Here is a 20,929-nt window from a genome sequence, read left to right on the forward strand (position 1 = left end):
CCATCGCCAGCTTGGTGCGAACGCCAGTGCGCGCTAGGAAAGGCCCATGAGCATCTCTCTCTCCGACTATGAAGCCGGCGCCAAATATGACGGCGATTATTCCGACGATCTCGCGGCGCTCGAGGACCGGCTGGAGCGGCTCCAGGCCGCGCATATCTTTCACGGACAGCGCAGCGTCATCATGTTCGAGGGCTGGGACGCGGCGGGCAAGGGCGGGATCATCCAGCGGCTCACCGCGTCGCTCGACCCCCGCTATTTCGAGGTGTGGCCGATCGGCGCGCCGAGCGAGGAGGAAAAGGCGCGTCATTTCCTCTGGCGCTTTTGGAAACGCTTGCCCGGAAAGCGCGAAATTTCGGTGTTCGACCGCAGCTGGTACGGCCGCGTGCTCGTCGAGCGCGTCGAGGGCTATGCGAGCGAAGCCGAATGGCGCAAGGCCTATGACGAAATCAACGAATTCGAGGCGCAGCTGACCGGCAGCGCGACCAACCTGGTCAAGCTGTTCATCCATGTGACGCAGGAGGAACAGGACAAGCGCTTCGCCGACCGCCTCGACGATCCCTGGAAACGGTGGAAGACCGGAGCCGAGGATTATCGCAACCGGTCGAAACGCGCGGCCTATCTGACGGCGATGGACGATATGTTCGCCCAGACGCATACACGTTGGGCGCCGTGGAAGCTGATCGACGGCAACAACAAGAAGGCGGCGCGCATCGCCGCGCTCACGCACGTCGTCGAAACGCTGGAAGCCGCGGTGCCGATGACGCCGCCCGAACGCGACCCTGCGGTGGTCAAACTTGCGGCCAAGGCCTTCGGCTACAAGCCCAAAGACTAGGATTTTCGCCCTCGTCGGCTAGCAATCGGGCGCTTCAGCCGCTACATGGGGTCGATGAGCCGCGCCAAGCGATCCGACGATTGGGGATTTCCCCGCTGGCGTCCCTATGGCGCATCGCGCGAGGCGCAGAAGGTGCGTCTTTGCGACCGGCACGGCTGCGCGGAGCCAGGCAATTGCCCTGCGCCCAAGTCGCCGAACAGTGCGGAACGCTGGTATTTCTGCGAAGCCCATGCCGCCGAATATAATCGCGGCTGGGACTATTTTGCCGGACTGTCGGCGGAGGATGCCGCGGCGCGCGCCGCCGAGGAGGCCCGCGGCGCGCGCAGCTATGCCCGCGCCCAGCATTATGCCTGGGGCGGCGCCGGCGACGGCAGCCGCAGCGCCGACGAAATGCGCGCGCTCGAACTTTTGGGGCTGGAACCCGACGCCGACTTCGAGGCGACGAAAAAGGCGTGGCGCGCCTATGCCAAGGAATGTCACCCCGACGTCAAGCCTGGCGATGACGAGGCGGCAAAACGCTTCGCGGCCGGACAGGCGGCGTTCGAGGTGCTGAAGCAGGCCGAAGAGCGGAAAAGCTGGAAACCGGCTTGAGGCCGTGTAGCTGTCGGCGCGACAGCGGACGTCGAGCCGAGGCCCATTTCATAAGAACTGGTCGGGCGCTCCCCGGAGTATCCGGGCACCAGTATGGAAGTCGTCTGTTGGCGGTTCCTTCAATCGAAACTGCCGCAGCACATTCTCGCCTGTCGCCGCCGTCAGTCGGAAATTGCCGCTCTCCAACAATCCTGCGATCCACTCCAGAAATTCGCCAAGAGACTCGGCGAGCACGATCTTCACATCCTCGTCGCGCCCGAAGAGGATCACTTGACCAATCCGGCCGCCGGGCCATGGGTCGAAGTCGAGACCGATATGACCGCCCGATCCATCATTGGTCAGCGGGATCCACGAGCGGTTTGTATAGGCCGGGTCGACGGCGCCTTCAGGCCACGCTCCTCCCGGAATGGCGTAACGATCGCCGTCAAAATCGGCCGATATCCTGGTCCATGCCGTCCAATCGGCTGCCGCGCGCTCCAAAGGAAGTAACGGAAGCCCGTAGATATGGCCCCAGCGGTCGTTATTCTCGCCATCATGCCACCGGTATAGTTGGCGGTAGGATCGCGGCATTTCCAGGCCGACCAGGCGCTCGAATGCGTCGATCTGCTGGTCCGTCGCAGGCGGATTGAACCTGTATTTGTCCGCTGCCAGATGAGCTGCGTACCAAGCGTCCAGTCGGGCGAGGATCGGTGTAATATCTTCGTCGAGTGCCGGTTTCGCTTCGCCTTTTGGGCGTTTGGGAACATTGCTCATCGGTTTCGTCGGCTCCGTGGTGTTCCGGCGCGTCGCGCAGGCACGCGGCAGCAGTCCACCGATGGCGAGCGCGCCCAGGATGGTACCGCCGATCAACAGGTTACGTCTACGCGAATCCATGTGCCTCCAAGTCAATGGCGATACACGAAAATGCCTAATGTCCGCTTTCTACCCGAAAGCTGTGTTTCGCTCTTTGTGGGGTGCCTCAGCGCTTCGCGTGCTGGCGGTCGCCCCACAGGATCGCGCGATGTTCGTCGGTGAATCCGGCGAGGCCACCTTCGATCGTTTCGGCGCGCGCCACGCCGACTGTCATGCCCTCCGCGACGGCGGGGCGTTCGAGCATCGCGGCACCCCAGCGGTCGACGTTCGGGAAACGTCCCGCCTTTTCGATCAGCTGACGGCGCAGATAGGGCAGCGTCGCCATGTCGGCGATCGTATAGTCTGCGCCCGCCAGCCATTCGCTTTCTCCCAGCCGCTTGTCGAGCACCATCATCAGCCGGTCGACCTCGCGGCTGTAGCGCGCGATCGCATAGGCGTGCCGGTCCTTGGCATAATGGGTGAAATGCGCCTCTTGGCCGAACATCGGCCCGACGCCCGACACCTGGAACATCAACCACTGCCAACAGATTGCCCGCTTCTTCGGGTCGGCGGGCAGGAAGCCCCCGGTCTTTTCGGCAAGGTAGAGGAGGATCGCGCCCGTTTCCCAAAGCACGAACCGGTCGCCGCCGGGGCCGGCGTCGTCGACGATCACCGGCGTCTTGTTGTTCGGATTGAGCGCCAGAAATTCCGGGGTCAACTGGTCGCCTGCCAGAATGTCGATATATTCGAGCCGCCAGTCGAGCCCCATTTCAAGCAGCGCGATCGCAATCTTGCGCGCATTGGGGGTGGGACCGCCATAGAGCGTGATCACCGTGTCAAATATCCCGTCCGAGCCAGCGTTTGATCACGTCGGCGCCATCCTGGCCGACGGCAAGCGGGGCGGGGCGGCGCACGCTGCCCGGCGTCGCCGACAATTTGGGGAAAACACCCTGCATGGTGACTTCGCCCAATTCGGCGTCCTTGACCGTCACCAACGCCTCCCGCGCGGCGAAATGCGGATCGGCGAGCATATCCTCTGCGTCGTAAACGCGCCCCGCCGGCACGCCCGCCGCAACCATTTCTGCTTCCAGTTCGTCGATGGTCAGCGTCTTGGTCCATTCGCCGATCAGCGCGTCGAGTTCCTCCTGCCGCGCGCCACGGGCGCGGTGGGTCGCATAGCGTGCGTCGTCCGCCAGCTCGGGGCGGCCCATTGCGGCGGCAAGCCGGGCAAACACGCCGTCCTGATTGGCGCCAATCAGATATTCGCCGTCCTTGCACGGATAAACGTTCGACGGTGCGATGCCGGGCAGCGTCGATCCGGTACGCCGACGCTTGGTGCCGCTCGCCGAATAGTCCGACACGGTCGATTCCATGACCTGTAGCACTGCCTCGTAAAGCGCCGAATCGACGATCTGGCCTTCGCCCGTTTTGTGGCGATGGTGGAGCGCCGCGAGCGCGCCGAGACAGCCATAGGTCGCCGCCAGCGTGTCGCCGATCGACACGCCCATGCGCGCGGGCGGCAGGTCGGGATAGCCGACGATGCCGCGCCAGCCGCCCATGGCCTCGCCGATGCCGCCAAAGCCGGCGCGTGCCGAATAGGGGCCGGTCTGGCCATAGCCTGACACCCGCACGACGATCAGCCCCGGGTTGGCCTTGCGCAGCTCCGTCGGGTCGAGGTTCCATTTTTCGAGCGTTCCGGGGCGGAAATTCTCGATCAATATGTCGGCCTTGGCGATCAGCTCGCGCGCCAGCGCCTGACCCTCTTCCGAACGCAGGTCGACCGCGACCGAATATTTGTTGCGCGCGATCACGCGCCACCAGCTCGGCTTGTCGCCCTGGCCCCAATGGCGCATCTGATCGCCGGTGACAGGGGGTTCGAGCTTGACGATCTCGGCCCCCATGTCGCCAAGCAATTGCCCGCAGAAGGGGCCGGCGATGAGCTGCCCCATCTCGACCACCTTGATGCCTTCCAGCGCGCCCCCGCTGACTGTATCGCTCATGTCATTCCTTTCGCGGCCGGCTCCGATCGTGGCGACCGGAGCCTCGCCCATGGCTTTTGTATACTTAGAATGCTATGTAATTTTCAACCTGCTAAATGACTCACGATTTCGAGGGCGCGAAATGTTGAAAAATCATCGGGTGGAACTGGTCGAGGTCGGACCGCGCGACGGGCTGCAAAATGAATCGGCGATCGTCGCGACCGCCGACAAGCTCGAACTGGTTCGCCGCGCGATCGACTATGGCGTGCGGCGGATCGAGGTCACGAGCTTCGTCAATCCAAAAAGGGTGCCGCAGCTCGCCGATGCTGAGGAGCTGGTGGCGATGCTGCCCGATCATCGCGACGTCACCTATATCGGCCTTGTCCTCAACCGCCGCGGCGCCGAGCGCGCGCTGGCCACCGGCCGCATTGGTGAACTCGGCGCGGTGTGCGTGACGACCGATACGTTCGGCATCCGCAATCAGGGTCAAAGCTCGGACGAATCGCTCGCCGCCGCGATGGAGATTGTTGCGCTGGCGCGGGAGGCCGGACGCGGCGGACAGATCACCATCGCCACCGCCTTTGGCTGCCCGTTCGAGGGGCGGGTTGCAATCGACCGCGTCGTCGAAATGGCGAAGCGCGCCGCCGATGTCGCCCCACGCGAAATAGCGCTGGCCGACACGATCGGCGTGGGTGCGCCGGCGCAGGTCGCCGAGACGGTCGGCCGCGTGCGCGAAGCCGTCGGCGGTTTGCCGGTCCGTGTTCATTTTCACAATACGCGCGGCACCGGCATCGCCAATGTCTGGGCCGCGGTGCAGGAGGGGGCGGCGGTGGTCGATGCGTCGCTCGGCGGGCTTGGCGGCTGTCCCTTTGCGCCGGGCGCGGCGGGCAATGTCGCGACCGAAGATGTGGTCTATATGCTCGAAAACAGCGGCGTCGCGACGGGCATCGCGATACCCTCGGTCGTCGAAGCCGCCGAATGGCTGGCGGGAGTCATGGGACGGTCGCTGCCCGCGATGGTCAGCAGAGCGCCTGCCTTTCCCTAGCGGCCTGACCCTAAAGCGTCGCGAGCAGCGCCAGCGCTACGCCGCCAACGACGAGAAGCAGGCCGACGATTTCGTGCCAGCGCACCGGTTCGCGCAGATAAAAATGGGCAAAGCCGATCGTAAAGACGACCTCGACCTGCCCGACGATCCGTACGAGCGCAGCGGGGGCGGCGGCGAATCCGATATACCAGCACGCTGAGCCGAGCGCCGACAGCAGCCCGACCTGGCTCGAATGGCGCCACGTCCGGAATACGGCGCGCAGCGTCTCGCGGTCGCGCAGCAGGGTCCAGGCCAGATGCAATCCGGTCTGGATCGTCATCACGACGACCAGGGTAACGAGCGCCGATCCGATCAGATCGACGTCTTTCAGCTCGGCGGTCGCAAGCTTGACCGCAATTGCCGCGAGCGCAAACATCGACCCCGCGCCCAGCCCGCATAGCGCCGCGGGCTGGCCGAGTGCGTGCCAGACCTCGCGCGCGGAAACGCCGCGTCCGGCGAGCGCGAGCAGCAGCACGCCCGCGACGCCCGCGACGATCCCAATCCAGGCAAGCAGCGGCAATCGTTCGCCGAGGAACAACGCGGTCACAAGCGCGACCTGAACCGCTTCGGTCTTGGAAAAGGCGGTGCCGACAACAAAGCCGCGATGTCCGAACGCCATGATGAGCAGGATCGTGCCCGCCATTTGCGTGATCGCGCCGGCGATGGCGAAACCCGTAAATCCGTCCCCAAAGGCCGGCACGGCATCGCCCTGTGTCGCCAGCCAGGCGGCCGCGAGGCAAAGCGCAAAAGGCAGGCCGTAAAGATAGCGCACCAGCCCCGCGCCGCTGATGCTGAGCTCGGCGCGCAGCCGCTGCTGCAGCGCGGTGCGCCACGCCTGGAACAGCCCGCCGAGCAGCGACGCGGGAAGCCAGATCGGGCTCACCCTGCCACCGCGTGCGGCGTTGTCGCCGTGATTCGCTTTGGTCTGCGCATGGCGTCCCATGCAATAGTTTTATTACTAAGTATATGGCGAGATCCCGCCCGCGACCTGCCACGCCAATCAGCTAGACCTGCGCCGCCGCGCGCGGCACAAACGGGGCGGGAGGCGCAATGACCAACAACATCATCCGGACAGGCCGGCGCAGCGGGGCGAAATTCTGACATGGCGACGCTCGATCTGCCGCTTAGCGAAGAGCAGGTAATATTGCGCGAGAGCATTCAGCGCTTTCTGGCCGATCACACGCGCCCCGGCTGGCGCGAGCTTTGCGATTCGCTGGGCCTGGGTGGACTGGCCGCGCCCGAAGCGGCCGGGGGTTTCGGCGGTGGGGCGCTCGATATCGCGCTTGCGATTGCCGAGCTGGGTCCGGCGCTTGCGGGCGCCGACTGGCTTTCGCACGCCGCCGCGACGATGCTGCTCGGCGCGGCCGCGCCCGATCATCCCGCCTTGCCCGCTCTCGCGTCGGGTGAACGCCGTATCGCAACGATTTCTGCCGCGACCGCCGCGTCGATGCCCGTCTGCGACCCCGCGATGGTCCGCGGCAGCGCCACGCTCGTCTCGGGTGCGGCAGAGGCCGCCCTGCTGCTACTCGCCGATCCCGACGCGCTGCTGCTTGTCGCCGCCGACCATGACAAGATCGAGCAGCGGCACCGGATCATGCACGACGGCAGCGTCTCCGCCGACCTGGTCTTTGCACTGAAACCGGACGATATGCTGCTGCTCGCGTCGGGCGACCAGGCGGCACGCGCGGCGGACTTCATCACCGATCTGATCCTCGCGGCGCGCTGTGCCGAGGCGGTGGGTCTGATGCAGCGGATGATCGGCGACAGCGTCGACTATCTGGGTCAGCGGCAGCAATTTGGCACCGCGATCGGCCGGTTCCAGGTGCTGCGCCACCGCGCTGCCGACATGCAGCTTGCGATGATGAAGGCCGCAGCGCTGACCGAAGAGGCGATCCTGGCGGTCGACGCCGACCGTGCCGATCGCGCGGCCGCGGTCGGTGCGGCGTGCATCGAGGTCGCCGACGCGGTGCGGATCGTCGGCGAAAGCGCGGTGCAGATCCACGGCGCGATGGGATTGACCGAGGAACTGAGCCTCGGCGGCCATTTCAAACGCGCGCTGGCGATCGCCGCGGGATTGGGACCGCGCGCCGGTCATCTGGCGCGGGCCGTGTCCGCGGTCGCTTAACCCAACATGGTCCGCGCGATCAGGTCGCGCTGGATCTCGTTCGACCCGGCATAGATTGTCGCGGCGCGATCGTTGAGATAGCGCGGCACTGCGACGGCCAGTTCGGCCGGCGCCTGCCCGTCGGCCTCCGCCCACGCGGCGTGACCCAGGGCTTCGCACGCGAGCGTGTCGATGCGCTGCGCCGCTTCTGTCCCGAGTATCTTGAGCGCCGACGCATAGAGCGCAGGGCTGCCGCCCACGCCGCGCATCGCCTTGAGTTCGAGGGCCTGCAAGGCTCGCAAGGTCACGGCTTCGCGGTCGAGCGCGGCGCGCAGCACGGGGTCGGGGTCGCTGCGGCGGCGCAGCTGTTCGAGCCGCCCGATCAGTCCCGGCGCATATTTTCCGCCGCGTTCAAAGGTCAGCAGATGCTTTGCGACCGACCAGCCCTCATTCTCGCCACCAAGGCGATTCGCCTGCGGCACGCGGACATCGTCGAAAAAGACCTGGTTGAACTCATGATCGCCGGCAAGCGTCCGGATCGGTTCGACCGTGATGCCGGGCGTTTCCATGTCGAGCAGCAGAAAACTGATCCCTGCCTGCGGCTTGCCCTCGGTCGATGTGCGCACCAGCGCGAACATGCGGTTCGCGAAATGCGCGTGCGTCGTCCATATCTTCGATCCATTGAGGATGTAATCGTCGCCATCGGGCACCGCGCGCAGTTGCAGTGCGGCAAGGTCCGAACCCGCGCCGGGCTCCGAAAAGCCCTGGCACCAATAATCATCGCCCGATAAAATGCGCGGAAGATAATGGGCCCGCTGGTCGGGGCTGCCATAGTGCATGATGACCGGCGCGACCATCTTGAGCCCCATCGGCGCAAGGTTCGGCGCGCCCGCGCGGGCGCATTCGGCGGCGAAGATATAGCGCTCGATCTCGCCCCAGCCGGGGCCGCCATGTTCGGCTGGCCAATCGGGCGCGGCCCAGCCTTTTTCATGCAGGATGCGCTGCCACGGCAGCGAAATCGCGGGGTCGATGAAAACGCTCGTCGCTCGCGCTGCCGCGCGGCGGATGCCATCGGGGAGGTTGACCTCCAGGAAGGCGCGAACTTCGTCGCGAAACGCCATCAGCGCGGGGTCGTTCAGCATGTCCATAGGTCCTGCTTAGGGCTTGCCCAGGCGCACGGCCAAGCTGGCATCTGCATCAGGCCGCGCGCGCTCCAACATAGCCGAGCCCCGCTGCGATCTGGATCGATTGGGCGCGGCCCGTCGCGCCGAGCTTTGCCGCGGCGTTGCGCAAATGAAAGCGCACCGTCGAGACCGACAGCGACAGGATGATGCCGATTTCGCCGTCGGTCTTGCCCGCCGCCGCCCAGCGCAGGCACTGAACCTCGCGCCGCGTCAGCGTTTGCGGCACGGTGGCGTTGCGCGGGCGTCCACGCGCTTCGTTATGCGTTGCGACGAGGCGGAGTGCGAGCGTGTGCAGCCGCCCGGCATGTTCGTCGAACAGCGCCTTGACCCCGACCGGCTCGCGCGAGCACCAGAAGACCGCACCGACCAGCCCGCGCGGCAGGTGGACCGGTGCGATGATCGCCTCGCCGAAATTGGGCGTGTTCCTTGCCTGCGAACAATCGACGGCATCGATCAGCGCGGTCGGGCGCCACGTGCCGAGCTGCCCGTCGCTGTAGTAAAAGGGTTCGGCGGTGAGGCGCGCCGCGGTCAGAAAGGCAAGCTGCAACGCCAGCTTGCGGTCGCGCCAATAGGCGTAATCGGGATCGACCCAGCGAAAGCTTGTTTCGGCATAGGGGCGGCCCTCGGCATCGCTCATCGGTTCGGGATCGCCCAGGTCGGCTTGCGCCGCAACATGGGGCAGTCCGATGGCATCGCCCGCCGCCTGCACCGCATCGATCAGCGCGGGCATGTCCGCCCAGCATTCGGCCCTGCGATCGGTCACGCGCTCGTCCCTTCCATCCCTGACACAGGTGTCAGCTTGTCCCGCCGTCCGCAATCGCCTGTTCTGTCACGGTCCGGTTTCGCGCGACGCTCGCACAAAGACGAGCCCGGCGACAAGCGATTTGAGGGAGGATGAATGATGAAGGCCATGCGTATCGTGCTTCTGTCGGGTGCGGCGACCGGGTTGCTGGCTGGCGCGCCCGCCTTTGCCGCCGACGCGGTCCAGGCCGAACCGGTGACCGCCGAAGGCGAGATCATCGTCACCGCGCAGCGCCGCGCCGAATCGATGAACGATGTCGGGATGGCGATCCAGGCGGTCGACGGCGAAACGCTAGAAAATCTGCGCGTGACCGACATGCGCGACCTCACCGCCGTCGCGCCGAGCTTCACCGTGTCGCAAAGCTATCAGGGCGTGCCGACCTATACGTTGCGCGGGATCGGCTTCAACACGATCAACCTGTCGTCGACCTCGACCGTCGGCACCTATGTCGACGAGGTCGCCTACGCCTATCCGATCATGAACACCGGCCCGGTGATGGACATCGAGCGCGTCGAGGTGCTGAAAGGGCCGCAGGGGACGCTATATGGCCGCAACACCACCGCCGGCCTCATCAATTTCATCACCGCCAAGCCGACCGACAGTTTCGAGGGCAGCCTCAAGGCCGACCTCGGCAATTACCAGACTTGGAATATCGGCGGCCATATCTCGGGTCCGCTCGGCGAAGGCATTGCCGCGCGCGTCGCCTTCCGCAGCGAGAATAGCGACAAGGGTTGGCAGGTCAGCAATACGCGTGGCGAGCGACTGGGTGAAGTCGACAAGCTCGGTATCCGCGGCGCGCTCGCCATCGATCCCGCGCCGGGCACGCATTTCGACCTGTCGGTGACCTGGTGGCGCAACCGGTCGGACACCGTGGCGGGGCAGGGGATCGGCTTCACGCCCGCGACCAACCCGGTCACCGGCACCAGCAATTCGCGCTTTTTCAACGCGCCGGGGCTTGCGGACTATATCTCGAACAACGCGCCGACGAAGGCGAGCCAGGCCGATTGGGCGCCCGAAGCCGGGCGGTCGGCCGACATCGGCACCGGGCTCGGCCTCGACGGTCCGCTGGCCGAGGATAATCGTTTCTGGGGTCTGAAACTGCGCTGGGACCAGCAGCTCGGCGACACGATCAAGCTGGTGTCGCTCACCAGCTACAATGATTTCAAGCGCGACGCGCTCTCCGACTGGAGCGGCGCCCCGTTCGAGATATTGCTCCAGAACACCGTCGGCCGGATCAAGAGCTTTGCGCAGGAGCTGCATCTGGAAGGCGAGAGCGGGGCGTTCACCTGGCTCGTCGGCGGTTATTATGCGCACGATCGCATCATCGATTCGAACCGCACGCTGCTGGGCCAGAACGCCAATGTCGGGCTGATCCGCGCCGCGGGACAGCCGCTGCTGGCGACGCCGTTCAACTCGGGCGGCTATACGCCGCTTCAACTCTCGCAGGCCTTCCGCACCTATGAGGATTTCGGGCGTATTCGCACGAAGACGTGGAGCATCTTCGGCAATGCCGATGCCGAGCTGACGGACCAGTTGAAGCTGACGGTCGGCGTCCGCTATACCGAGGACAAGCAACGCTACAACGGCTGTTCGCGCGACTTCAACGGCAATATGCTGCCCAACGTCAATGTTGTGAACCGCGCGCTCTATTTCCAGACTTACGGCGTGCTCGCGCCCGAAATCGCGGCGGGGCAGTGCAACACCTTCGATCCGATAACGGGCACGTTCGCAGAGGTGCAGTCGCTGCTCGACGAAAACAACGTCGCGTGGCGCATCGCGCTCGACTGGTCGCCGAACGACGACACCTTGCTCTATGCGTCGGTGTCGCGCGGCTATAAATCGGGGACGACGCCGATCAACGCAGCGAACCTCGCGCGGCAGAATGCGCCGGTGACGCAGGAGAAGCTGACCGCCTATGAAGTGGGCGTGAAGGCGACGCTCGCCGATCGCGCGGTGCAGGCCAACCTGTCGGCCTTCTATTATGATTATCGCGACAAGCAGATCAGCACCTATTTCGCCGATCCGATCTACACCGCGCTTTCGCGCCTCGACAATGTGCCCGACAGCGAGGCCTATGGCGTCGAGGGCGAATTGACGATCCGCCCGGTTGCCGGGCTGACCCTCGCCGCCAACGCACTATGGCTGAAAACGCGGATCAACGATTACAACGGCACCAACGCGGCCGGACAGCCGCAGAATTTCGACGGCGCCGAATTTATCTACAGCCCCGAATTTCAGGGCAGCGTGACGCTCGCCTATGACACGCCGGTTAGCGATACGGTGCGCCTGACCGGCGCGGTCAGCGCGCGTTACCAGAGCAAGTCGAACACGATTTTCGAGGATCTCGATCTCTACAAGGTCGACGCCTATGGCACCGTCAACGCCAGCATCGGCCTTCGCGACGAAAGCGGCTGGTCGGTGTCGCTGTGGGCCAAAAATCTTTTCGACAAATATTATTGGTCGGCGGTCGCCAGCAACGCCAATGTCGTCGTGCGTTTCGCCAACCCCCCGCGAACCTATGGCCTGACCGTGGGTTTCGATTTCTGAAACGCGATAGTCTCCCATTTTCGTCATCCCGGCTTTCGCCGGGATGACGTTTCAAGTGGCGATAACGACGCGCTAAGGACAGCGGTTGAAGCCCGCGCCGCGCACCGCGCGTCCGGGCGTCGCGCCGCTATGCTCGCCGCCCTGTAGTACCGCGACGCCGTTGACGAACACGTCGCGCACCCCGACCGAATATTGGTGCGGTTCCTCGAAAGTCGAGCGGTCGCCGATCGTCGTGGGATCGAAGACGACGATATCGGCATAATAGCCGGGCTTCAGCGCGCCGCGATCCTTGATGCCCAAATTGGTCGCGGGCAGGGTAGTGAGCCGGTACACCGCCTGTTCGAGGGGGATCAGTTTTTCGTCACGGACATAGCGGCCGAGCAGGCGGGCAAAATTACCATAGGTGCGGGGATGCGCGCCCGATTTCAGAAAAACGCCCTCGGTTGCCTGCGACGCCGCATCGGACCCGAAGCTCATCCACGGCAGCTGGATCTGCCTGCGCACATTCTCCTCGGACATCAGGAAATAGACGGTGCCGACGCGCGAGCCATCCTCGACGACAAGGTCCATCGCCGTTTCTTCGGGGGATTTGCCGCGCATCTGGGCGACCTCGGCCAGCGTCTTGCCGGTCAGCGGTTTGAGCGCGTCATTCTTGAAACCCGACAGGATCATCTTGTCGGCGCCCGCGCCGAAATAGAGATTTTCCCAGTCGCTGCCCGGCTTCTTCATCTCCTCGGCGACGCGCGCACGGGTCGCGGGGTCCTTCAGCCGCTCGATCCATTGTTCGAGCCCGCCCGCCTGCACCCAGGTCGGCATCGCCGCGTCGAGCCCCGTGGCGCCGGCGGTATAAGTATACATGTCGGTTGTGATCCGCAGCCCCGACGCGCGCGCATCCTCGATCTTCTTCACGATCGTATCGAGTTTGCCCCAATTGCTGCGCCCCGCCATCTTCAGATGATAGATTTCGGCCGGCGCGCCCGATCGGCGCGAAATCTCGATCAGTTCATCGACCGCTTCTTCGATCCGGTCGCCTTCGGACCGCATGTGGCTGATGTACATGCCGCCGCATTTTGCCGCTTCGCTCGTCAGCGCGACGAGTTCGTCGGTTTCGGCGTAGGAGCCAGGCGCATAGATGATCGAGCTGCCGACCCCCATCGCGCCTTCGTTCATCGCCTGCCGCACCAGCGCGCGCATCCGGCCGAGCTGTTCGGGGGTCGGGTCGATGTCGCCTTCGCCCAGCTCGTGAACGCGCACCGTCGCCGCGCCGACGAAGCTCGCGATATTGGTCGAAATGCCGCGCTTTTCGAGCCAGTCGAAATAATCGCCGAGCGTGGTCCACTCGATCGGATATTTGATGTCGCCCTGTCGCTTGGCTTCCTGTGCTTTCATCATGGGGTTCATTGGCCCCATCGACCAGCCTTCGCCCATCACCTCCAGTGTCACGCCCTGCCTGATGTCGCTCTGGCTCTTGGGGTCGGCGATCAGCGACTCGGTCGCCCAGCTCAGCATGTTGATGAAGCCGGGCGCGACCGCCATGCCCTTCGCCGCGATTTCCTTCTTCGCCTTGCCGTCAAGCTTGCCGACCGCGACGATCCGGTCGTCCCTGATCGCGACGTCGCCGACGACCGGCGGTTTGCCCGATCCGTCATAGAGCGTGCCCCCGCGAATGATCAGGTCATAGGCGGGCGTTTCCGCCGCGAGTGGCGTCGAAACCAGCATCGAACTGCACAGCAGCAAAAGCGAGGATGCGGAGCGCCGGGACGATGCCATGTATCTCTCCATTTTTTGAGCAGTTTATCCGTGAAGGTTCATCAAGCTGTCCATCAGCCCGTCGTCGGCGCTCGAACAGACGCCGAGGACGAGTGCTTCATCGAACCCGTCGGCGACGACATAGGCGTGGCCCATCGACGAATCGATATAGATGCCCTGGCCTGCGTCGAGCGTGACCGGATCGTAAAATTCGCTGTGCACCTCGATCCGGCCTTCGAGCACATAGATGAACTCCTCGCCCTGGTGGCGCACGAGTTCGCCGAACTCGCGCGCGCTGTGTGCGCGGATACGCGTCAGGATCGGGATCATCCGTTTCTGCCGAAGGTCGGTGCAGAGGTAGTGATAATCATAATTGTCGGTGGTCACGCGCGCGGCGCGCTCGATCGCCGCGATGCTGCGGCGCCCGGTGACGCGCGGCGCGGCATCCTCTTCCTCTTCGGCAAACAGGTCCGACATGCGAATCTTGAGCCGCTGGCTCAGCTGCTGGAGCTTGTCGTAGCTCAGCGTCAGCCGGTCATGTTCGACCTTCGACAGCGTCGAGACGGGAATGCCCGACTTCGCGCTCATCTCCTTGAGCGTCCAGCCGTTTCGCGCCCTTATGCCCTTCATCACCGCGCCGAGCGTCGGCGGTGTTGCACGGTCGGCCATCAGTTTTTCCATTCCCCGTTTGACAATTTTCTAATCAGGATCATTATGTCCCTATTGGGCTAACTCATGTTGGTTCCTTGGTAAGGGGTCGCGCGGCTTGCCGCAAGGTGTGACAGGGCGCGCCGGACAAAAGGGGAAAGCGATGCGTTTCATCCGCAAGGCGATGATCGGGCTCGCGGCACTGGCCGCGCTGCCACTGGCGGCGCAGGGGCCGGTGCCCGCACCCGCCGTGACAAAGACCGAAGCTGTGGCTCCCAAGGCGGCGTCGGCGCCCGTCGCGCTCGATCCAAAGGATCTGGAAGCCTGGATGGACGGCTATTTGCCCTATGCGCTCGAACGCGGACGCATTCCCGGCGCAGTCGTGACCGTCGTGCGCGGCGACGAGGTGCTGCTGCAAAAGGGTTATGGCTTTGCCGACGTCGCAAAGCGCGCGCCGGTTCTGCCCGAAACCACGCTTTTCCGGCCGGGATCGGTGTCGAAGCTGGTCACATGGACCGCTGTTATGCAGCAGGTCGAGGCTGGGAAGATCGATCTCGACAAGGACGTAAACGCCTATCTCGACTTCAAGATTCCGGCTTTCGGGGGCACGCCGATCACGATGCGCCATATCATGACGCACACCGCGGGCTTCGAAGAATCGGTACGCCACCTGATCAGCAGCGACCCCAAGGCGGTAATGACGCTCAAGAAGCTGATGCCGCTCGCGCTGCCCGAACGGGTGTTCGCGCCGGGCACGACGCCCGCCTATTCCAATTATGCGACCGCGCTTGCGGGTTACATCGTCGAGCGCGTCAGCGGACAAAGTTTCGACGATTATGTCGACAGTCGCATTTTCAAGCCGCTCGGCATGACATATTCGACGTTTCGCCAGCCGCTGCCCGCGCGCCTCGCGCCGCACATGGCAAAGGGCTATGCCGACGTCACCGGCAAGCCGCAGCCTTTCGAGATGGTCATTCCCGCCCCGGCGGGAAGCATGTCGGCGAGCGGTGCCGATATGGCGAAATTCATGATCGCGCATCTGAATGGTGGCGGGGGGATATTGAAGCCCGAGACCGTGGCGCAGATGCATAATTTCAAGGCGTCCGGCGTCGGTCCGCTCAACAGCATGGCGCTTGGCTTCTACGAACAACAGGTCAATGGCCGCCGCGCAATCGCGCACGGCGGCGACACCGTGTGGTTCCATTCCTATCTCTGGCTGTTCCCCGAATCCGACATCGGCATTTTCCTGTCGATGAATGCGCAGGGCAAGGATGGCGCGACGGGCGCGGTGCGAAGCGCGCTGTTCCACAAATTTGCCGACCGTTACATGCCCGGACCGCCCGAAAAACCGTCGCAGGTCGATGCCGCGACGGCCCGCGAACATGCGCAGATGATGGTGGGCAATTATGTCAGCAGCCGTGGTTCCTTCACCAACTTCCTGAGCCTGCTCGGGCTGTTGGGGCAAGCGACGATCTCGCTGACCGAGGATGGCAAGCTCAGCTTCCCCGCGCTCGACGGCCTCGGCGCGGGCGCGCGCGACTGGGTCGAGGTCGAACCCTTTGTGTGGCGCGATACGGGCACCGGCGAGCGCCTCGCCGCAGAGGTCAAGGACGGCCGCGTCGTGCGCATGAGCGTCGATGCCGGATCGCCCTTCATGGTGTTCGAACCCGCACCCGCCGGGGTCAACGCCGCGTGGCTGAACCCGGCGTTGATTTTCGCTTTCGGCATCATCCTGCTTGCGGCGCTCGCCTGGCCGGTGCGCGCGCTCGTGCGGCGCAGCTTCAAGGCGGAATTTGTGCTGACGGGTAGGTCGCGGCGCGCCTATCGCCTCTCGCGTGTCTTTGCGTGGCTCGCGCTCGCCGCCCTGGCGGGATGGATCGGACTGATCGCCGCCTTCTCGGCCGACATCGGCAGCATCGGTGGCCCGCTCGACTGGCTCATCCACCTGCTGCGTATCCTGACGCCGCTCGCCGCCTTCGGCCTGCTGGCAAGCGCCGCGTGGCACCTCTGGCTTTCGATCAAGGACAAGCGGCGCTGGACGATGAAGCTTGGCGCGGTGCTGCTGGTCCTCGCCGCCGCGGTGCTCGTGTGGGTCACGATGGCCTTCCATCTCTATGGCTTCGGGATGGTCTATTGATGACGACGCAAAGCACGCGGCGATTGACGCTCGATCTTCGGGTCGAGCGCTTTCCCTATCATCGGCCGTTCCGCATATCGGGCCATGTCTTTACTGAAACCGCGCTGCTCGTCGCCGAACTGTCCGACGGCGAGCATGTCGGGCGCGGCGAGGGGGCGGGGGTCTATTATCTCGGCGACGACATCGACCATATGCTTGCCGAGGCGAGCAGGGTTCAGGGTGCTATCGAGCGCGGCGCAACGCGGGAGGAATTGCAGCATCTGCTCCCCCCCGGCGGCGCCCGCAACGCGCTCGACTGCGCCTTCTGGGAGCTTGAGGCCAAGTGGGCGGGGCAGCCGGTTTGGAAGCTCGCCGGACTGGAGCCGCCGAGAGCGCTTCGTTCGACGCTGACGCTCGGCGCCGACAGCGCCGAAAATATGGCGAAGGCGGCGCTGGCGATCGATCCCGAAGCTCCGGTCAAGGTCAAATTGACCGGCGACTTGGCCGATGACATTGCGCGCGTGGTTGCGATCCGCACCGCGCGGCCCGAAGCATGGATCGGGGTCGATGCCAATCAGGGCTATGACGCGGGCACGCTCGCCGACCTGCTCCCCGTCCTTGTATCGGCGCGCGTCGCGCAACTCGAGCAGCCGATGAAACGCGGGCGCGAGGGCGATCTCGACGGACTGAAGCGCCCCTTGCCGTTCGTCGCCGACGAAAGCGCGCTTTCGCTCGCCGACACCGCCTCGCTCGTCGGGCGTTTCGATGTGGTGAACATCAAGCTCGATAAATGCGGTGGGCTGACCGAAGGGCTGGCGATCGCGCGCCAGGCGAAGGCGCTCGGCCTGGACGTCATGGTGGGCAACATGATGGGTACCAGCCTGTCGATGGCGCCATCCTATCTGGTCGGCCAGCTGTGCGACATCGTCGATCTCGACGGGCCGACCTTTCTAGCCTGCGATCGCGTCCCCGGCGTCGAATATCGCGACGGGATGATCCATTGCCCGGCAGAAATTTGGGGTTCGTGACAATTTGATGTCCTAAATGGATTGACAATTTTCCAATCAGGACAATAATGGCCGAATAAAGAATTTTGAGAGGGAGGCTGGAATGACGTCGTCATTCCCGGTGACGCGCCGCGCAGTGATCGCGGGCGCGGCCGGGGTCGCTTTGTCCGCGCCGATGCTGAACCGCGGCGCCTATGCCTTTGCGGCGGCGCCGACGAAGACCTATTCGCGCCGCGCGGTCGACCTTGTCGCCTCCTCGCTTGTCATCGACATGCTGGCGCCGCTGAAAATCACGCTCGACGAAAATTATGTCGCGCACCGGCTGACCGCGGCCGAAGCGGCGGAGTTCCGGGCATCGGGCATCACCGGCTTTCACAATGCCTATGGCCTCGGCGGTCCCGATGCGAAGGCACAGGCGCTCGAATATCTGGCGGCTTGGCAGGGCTTTGCGGGACGCAACAGCCACGTCTTCACGCTCGTCGACACCGCCGTCGACCTCGACCGGGCAAAGGCCGACGGCAAATGCGCGGTCATCATGGGCATCCAGAACGCCGAGCATTTCGAAAAGGTCGACGATGTCGCACGGTTCCGTCGCCTCGGCCTCCGCTGCGCGCAGCTCACCTACAACAGCCAGAACCGCATCGGCTCGGGCAGCACCGATCGGGTCGATGGCGGCGTCAGCGACTATGGAGCCGCGATCATCGCCGAGATGGAAAAGCAGAAGATGCTGGTCGACGTTTCGCATTGCGGCGACAGGACGACGCTGGATGCGATCGCGATTGCCGGCGGACCGATCGCGATCACCCACAGCAATGCGCGCGCGCTCGTCGATCATCCCCGCGTCAAAACCGACGAAGCGATCCGGGCGCTCGCGGCAAAGGGAGGGGTGATGGGAATCACGGGCGTGCGCATGTTCGTCCGCGCCAGCGATCCCACGAACGTCGGGCATATGGCCGACCATATCGACCATGTCGCAAGGCTGGCCGGAATCGATCATGTCGGCATTGGCTCCGATGCCGACCTGCACGGCTACGACGACATGAAGCCCGACGAATATGCCGTGCTGAAGGGCGCGTACAAGGACAGCTACGCCTTTCGCGACAAGATCGACATCGACGGTTTCGACCATCCTTTGAAGACCTTCGACCTCGTCGAGGAACTCATTCGCCGGGGCTATTCGAACGACAATATCCGGGCCGTGCTCGGTGGCAATTTCCGCCGCCTGCTCGCCCAAGTCTGGGGGTAAGACAATGAACAGGGGATTTTTGATTACCGGAAGCCTGATTGCGCTGGCCGCCGCCTTTCCCGCGCAGGCGCAAAGTGCCGCCGCTGTCGAGGCGGGGGGCGAAATCGTCGTCACCGCGCAAAAGCGGGTGCAGAATGTCCAGGACGTGCCGATCTCCATCGCCGTCGTGAACGGCGAGGAATTGCAGGAGCAGGGCTCGGCGTCGCTTGTCGATTATGCGGGTTATGTGCCCGGCATGAACGTCAGCAACGGCGGCACGCCGGGGCAGACGACGATCACGCTGCGTGGCGTTGCGCCTTTGAACGGCAGTCAGACGGTCGGCATCTATCTCGACGATGCGCCCGTCGGGTCGAGCGCGATCTATAACCGCGCCGGGTCGTTCACGATCGACCTTCTGCCCTATGACCTCGAACGCATCGAAGTGCTCAAGGGGCCGCAGGGTACGCTTTATGGCGCGAGCTCGATCGGCGGCCTGCTCAAATATGTGACCGTCCAGCCCGATACGCGCGAATTCAAGGTGCGCGCAGGCGTTGAGGGTTTCGCGATCAAGGGCGGCGACGGGCTGGGCTGGGGCGGGCAGGTGTTCGTCAACGCGCCCATCGCGACCGACACGCTCGCGATTTCGGGCAGCTTCGCGTGGCGCAGGACGCCGGGCTGGGTCGACAGCGTCAACAACGCGGCGCTCAGGGACCAGAATGATTATGAACAGCGCGGTGGCCGTGCCGCGCTGCTCTGGCAGCCAACGCCCGAACTCAGCATCAAGCTGGCCGGCATCTGGCAGTCGCTCGATTCCGACGGCAACGGAACCTATGCAGCGGATCTGGCCGGCAACCGGCTGGGCGACGGTCGCTCGTTCAACAATTTCGTTCCCGAATCCTTCGACGTCGATCTCGACTATTATTCGGCGACGATCGATTATGATTTCGGTGGGGCCGTGCTGACCTCCGCCACCACATTCAGCGAGACACAGAGCCGTCAGGTCCAGGATGCCAGCTATGCTTTTGGCGTATTGTTCCCGCTGCTGACCGGAGGGGCGATCCCCCCCGGCATCACGCCGTTCGCGCTCGATCTCGGGCTCAAGAAATGGACGCAGGAGTTGCGATTGGCCTCACCGAGCGGTGGGCGGTTCGAATGGATGATCGGCGGCTTCTTCACCGACGAGAAGACGAGCAATTCGCAGCTCGTCCGCTCGTTCGACATGGCGGGCAATCCGATTGCGCCGCTTGACCCGCTGGCGATCGTCGGCCTGCCCGCCACCTACAAAGAATATGCAGTTTTCGGCAACGCCACCGTCAAGCTGAGCGAACAGTTTGAAATAACGGGCGGTCTTCGCTGGGCGCGCAACGAACAGACGTTCCGCCAGATCAGCTCGGGCGCGATCGTGCCGCAGGCCGACGATCCGGGCGATTCGGCCGAAAGCGTCTGGACCTTTTCGGTCAGCCCGCAATTTCATATCAACGAAGATGCGATGCTTTATGCGCGAGTCGCGACCGGCTATCGCCCCGGCGGCCCGAATGTCATCGTTCCCAATGTCCCGCCCAGCGTTGATGCCGACCGCATGACCAATTACGAGGTCGGGCTGAAGGCGGATTTTGCCGATCGCATGGTCTCGATCGACGCTGCCTTCTTCTGGATGGACTGGACCGACATCCAGGTCACGCGCGCCTTCGGCGGCGTGTCGGGCGGTGCAAACGGGGGCAAGGCGACGAGCAAGGGGTTTGAAGGCAGCCTGGCGCTGCGCCCCGCGCCCGGTCTGACGATCAGCGCCACGGGAAGCTACACCGATGCCGGTCTCAGTGAAGACGTGCCTGAAATCAGCGGGGCGAAGGGCGACCGCCTGCCCGCCGTTCCGAAATTCGCCGGGGCGCTCAGGGCGGATTATTCGTTCGAGCTCGGCGGCGGTACGGAAGGCAGCGTCGGTGCGGGTATCCGCCACGCAAGCAATCGGCTGTCGCTGGTCGAGAGCGACCCCCTGGTGGCGCGCGCCAAGGCTTATACCTCGGTTGATCTCAACGCGTCGGTGACGTTCAGCGACCATTGGACGCTTCGCGCCTATGCGCGTAACCTGCTCGACAACAAGGGCGAGATGGCGCGTTCGACGCTGGCCGACGGGCTCAACCGGCCGAGCTTCCTCGCGATTTCGCCGCTTCAGCCGCGGACGGTTGGCGTCGCACTCGACATGGCTTTTTGAGCGGACGGGAGTTGGACA

The 20,929-nt window shown here is 64.4% G+C and carries 17 protein-coding genes; 9 read left to right on the forward strand and 8 right to left on the reverse strand.

All coding sequences use genetic code 11. The features are described from left to right. The first annotated feature begins 46 nt into the window (after positions 1-46). A complete protein-coding gene (locus RIA72_RS05645; RefSeq protein ID WP_350031345.1) occupies positions 47-832 on the forward strand; it encodes a polyphosphate kinase 2 family protein in 786 nt (261 codons plus the stop codon). Between the two features lie 54 nt (positions 833-886). Next, positions 887-1,423: a J domain-containing protein gene (locus RIA72_RS05650; RefSeq protein ID WP_350031346.1), complete on the forward strand. Its 537-nt coding sequence runs from the start codon at positions 887-889 to the stop codon at positions 1,421-1,423. Between the two features lie 48 nt (positions 1,424-1,471). On the opposite strand, the gene RIA72_RS05655 is transcribed toward RIA72_RS05650, so the two are convergent. From RIA72_RS05655 to RIA72_RS05665, 3 genes are all read right to left on the reverse strand, one after another. Continuing rightward, positions 1,472-2,296, reverse strand: a complete 825-nt coding sequence (locus RIA72_RS05655; protein WP_350031347.1) for an SMI1/KNR4 family protein — start codon at positions 2,294-2,296, stop codon at positions 1,472-1,474. An 85-nt stretch (positions 2,297-2,381) separates the two neighbouring features. After that, positions 2,382-3,086, reverse strand: a complete 705-nt coding sequence (locus tag RIA72_RS05660) for a glutathione S-transferase family protein (protein WP_350031348.1) — start codon at positions 3,084-3,086, stop codon at positions 2,382-2,384. Between the two features lie 4 nt (positions 3,087-3,090). Then, positions 3,091-4,254 carry a CaiB/BaiF CoA transferase family protein gene (locus RIA72_RS05665; RefSeq protein ID WP_350031349.1) on the reverse strand — a complete coding sequence of 388 codons (1,164 nt, stop codon included), beginning with the start codon at positions 4,252-4,254 and terminating at the stop codon, positions 3,091-3,093. A gap of 124 nt (positions 4,255-4,378) precedes the next feature. Between RIA72_RS05665 and RIA72_RS05670 the strand changes: the two genes are divergently transcribed. Next, positions 4,379-5,278 (forward strand): hydroxymethylglutaryl-CoA lyase, encoded by a 900-nt coding sequence (locus RIA72_RS05670; RefSeq protein WP_350031350.1) that lies wholly within the window; start codon positions 4,379-4,381, stop codon positions 5,276-5,278. A gap of 10 nt (positions 5,279-5,288) precedes the next feature. On the opposite strand, the gene RIA72_RS05675 is transcribed toward RIA72_RS05670, so the two are convergent. Continuing rightward, entirely contained in the window at positions 5,289-6,200 is a 912-nt protein-coding gene (locus tag RIA72_RS05675; protein ID WP_350031351.1) for an EamA family transporter, read from the reverse strand. Between the two features lie 219 nt (positions 6,201-6,419). On the opposite strand from RIA72_RS05675, the gene RIA72_RS05680 reads away from it, so the two are divergent. Continuing rightward, positions 6,420-7,442: an acyl-CoA dehydrogenase family protein gene (locus RIA72_RS05680; RefSeq protein WP_350031352.1), complete on the forward strand. Its 1,023-nt coding sequence runs from the start codon at positions 6,420-6,422 to the stop codon at positions 7,440-7,442. Here the strand turns inward: RIA72_RS05680 and RIA72_RS05685 are convergent. Both RIA72_RS05685 and RIA72_RS05690 read right to left on the reverse strand, forming a co-directional pair. Beyond that, entirely contained in the window at positions 7,439-8,569 is a 1,131-nt protein-coding gene (locus tag RIA72_RS05685) for an acyl-CoA dehydrogenase family protein (protein ID WP_350031353.1), read from the reverse strand. The two genes, RIA72_RS05680 and RIA72_RS05685, sit on opposite strands and share 4 nt — an antisense overlap. Before the next feature lie 49 nt (positions 8,570-8,618). Further along, complete coding sequence (locus RIA72_RS05690) at positions 8,619-9,368, reverse strand: helix-turn-helix transcriptional regulator (RefSeq protein ID WP_350031354.1); 750 nt, start codon at positions 9,366-9,368, stop codon at positions 8,619-8,621. A gap of 135 nt (positions 9,369-9,503) precedes the next feature. On the opposite strand from RIA72_RS05690, the gene RIA72_RS05695 reads away from it, so the two are divergent. After that, the gene (locus RIA72_RS05695; RefSeq protein ID WP_350031355.1) at positions 9,504-11,954 is read left to right on the forward strand and encodes a TonB-dependent receptor; all 2,451 of its coding nucleotides are present in this window, start codon (positions 9,504-9,506) and stop codon (positions 11,952-11,954) included. 72 nt (positions 11,955-12,026) lie between these two features. Here the strand turns inward: RIA72_RS05695 and RIA72_RS05700 are convergent, their stop codons facing one another. Further along, complete coding sequence (locus RIA72_RS05700) at positions 12,027-13,724, reverse strand: N-acyl-D-amino-acid deacylase family protein (protein ID WP_350031356.1); 1,698 nt, start codon at positions 13,722-13,724, stop codon at positions 12,027-12,029. Between the two features lie 24 nt (positions 13,725-13,748). Continuing rightward, positions 13,749-14,372, reverse strand: coding sequence for a helix-turn-helix domain-containing protein (locus RIA72_RS05705; RefSeq protein ID WP_350031357.1), 624 nt, complete (start codon positions 14,370-14,372; stop codon positions 13,749-13,751). 142 nt (positions 14,373-14,514) lie between these two features. On the opposite strand from RIA72_RS05705, the gene RIA72_RS05710 reads away from it, so the two are divergent. The 4 genes from RIA72_RS05710 to RIA72_RS05725 all read left to right on the forward strand — a co-directional run bounded on the left by RIA72_RS05710 (position 14,515) and on the right by RIA72_RS05725 (position 20,911). Then, the gene (locus tag RIA72_RS05710; protein ID WP_350031358.1) at positions 14,515-16,488 is read left to right on the forward strand and encodes a serine hydrolase domain-containing protein; all 1,974 of its coding nucleotides are present in this window, start codon (positions 14,515-14,517) and stop codon (positions 16,486-16,488) included. Continuing rightward, positions 16,488-17,495, forward strand: a complete 1,008-nt coding sequence (locus tag RIA72_RS05715; protein WP_350031359.1) for a dipeptide epimerase — start codon at positions 16,488-16,490, stop codon at positions 17,493-17,495. The genes RIA72_RS05710 and RIA72_RS05715 overlap by 1 nt, the downstream gene beginning before the upstream one ends. An 82-nt stretch (positions 17,496-17,577) precedes the next feature. Next, the gene (locus RIA72_RS05720; protein WP_350031360.1) at positions 17,578-18,720 is read left to right on the forward strand and encodes a dipeptidase; all 1,143 of its coding nucleotides are present in this window, start codon (positions 17,578-17,580) and stop codon (positions 18,718-18,720) included. A 4-nt stretch (positions 18,721-18,724) separates the two neighbouring features. Next, complete coding sequence (locus RIA72_RS05725; RefSeq protein WP_350031361.1) at positions 18,725-20,911, forward strand: TonB-dependent receptor; 2,187 nt, start codon at positions 18,725-18,727, stop codon at positions 20,909-20,911. Positions 20,912-20,929 lie beyond the last annotated feature (18 nt).

The sequence above is a fragment of the Sphingopyxis sp. genome (assembly GCF_040216815.1).
Classification (GTDB): domain Bacteria; phylum Pseudomonadota; class Alphaproteobacteria; order Sphingomonadales; family Sphingomonadaceae; genus Sphingopyxis.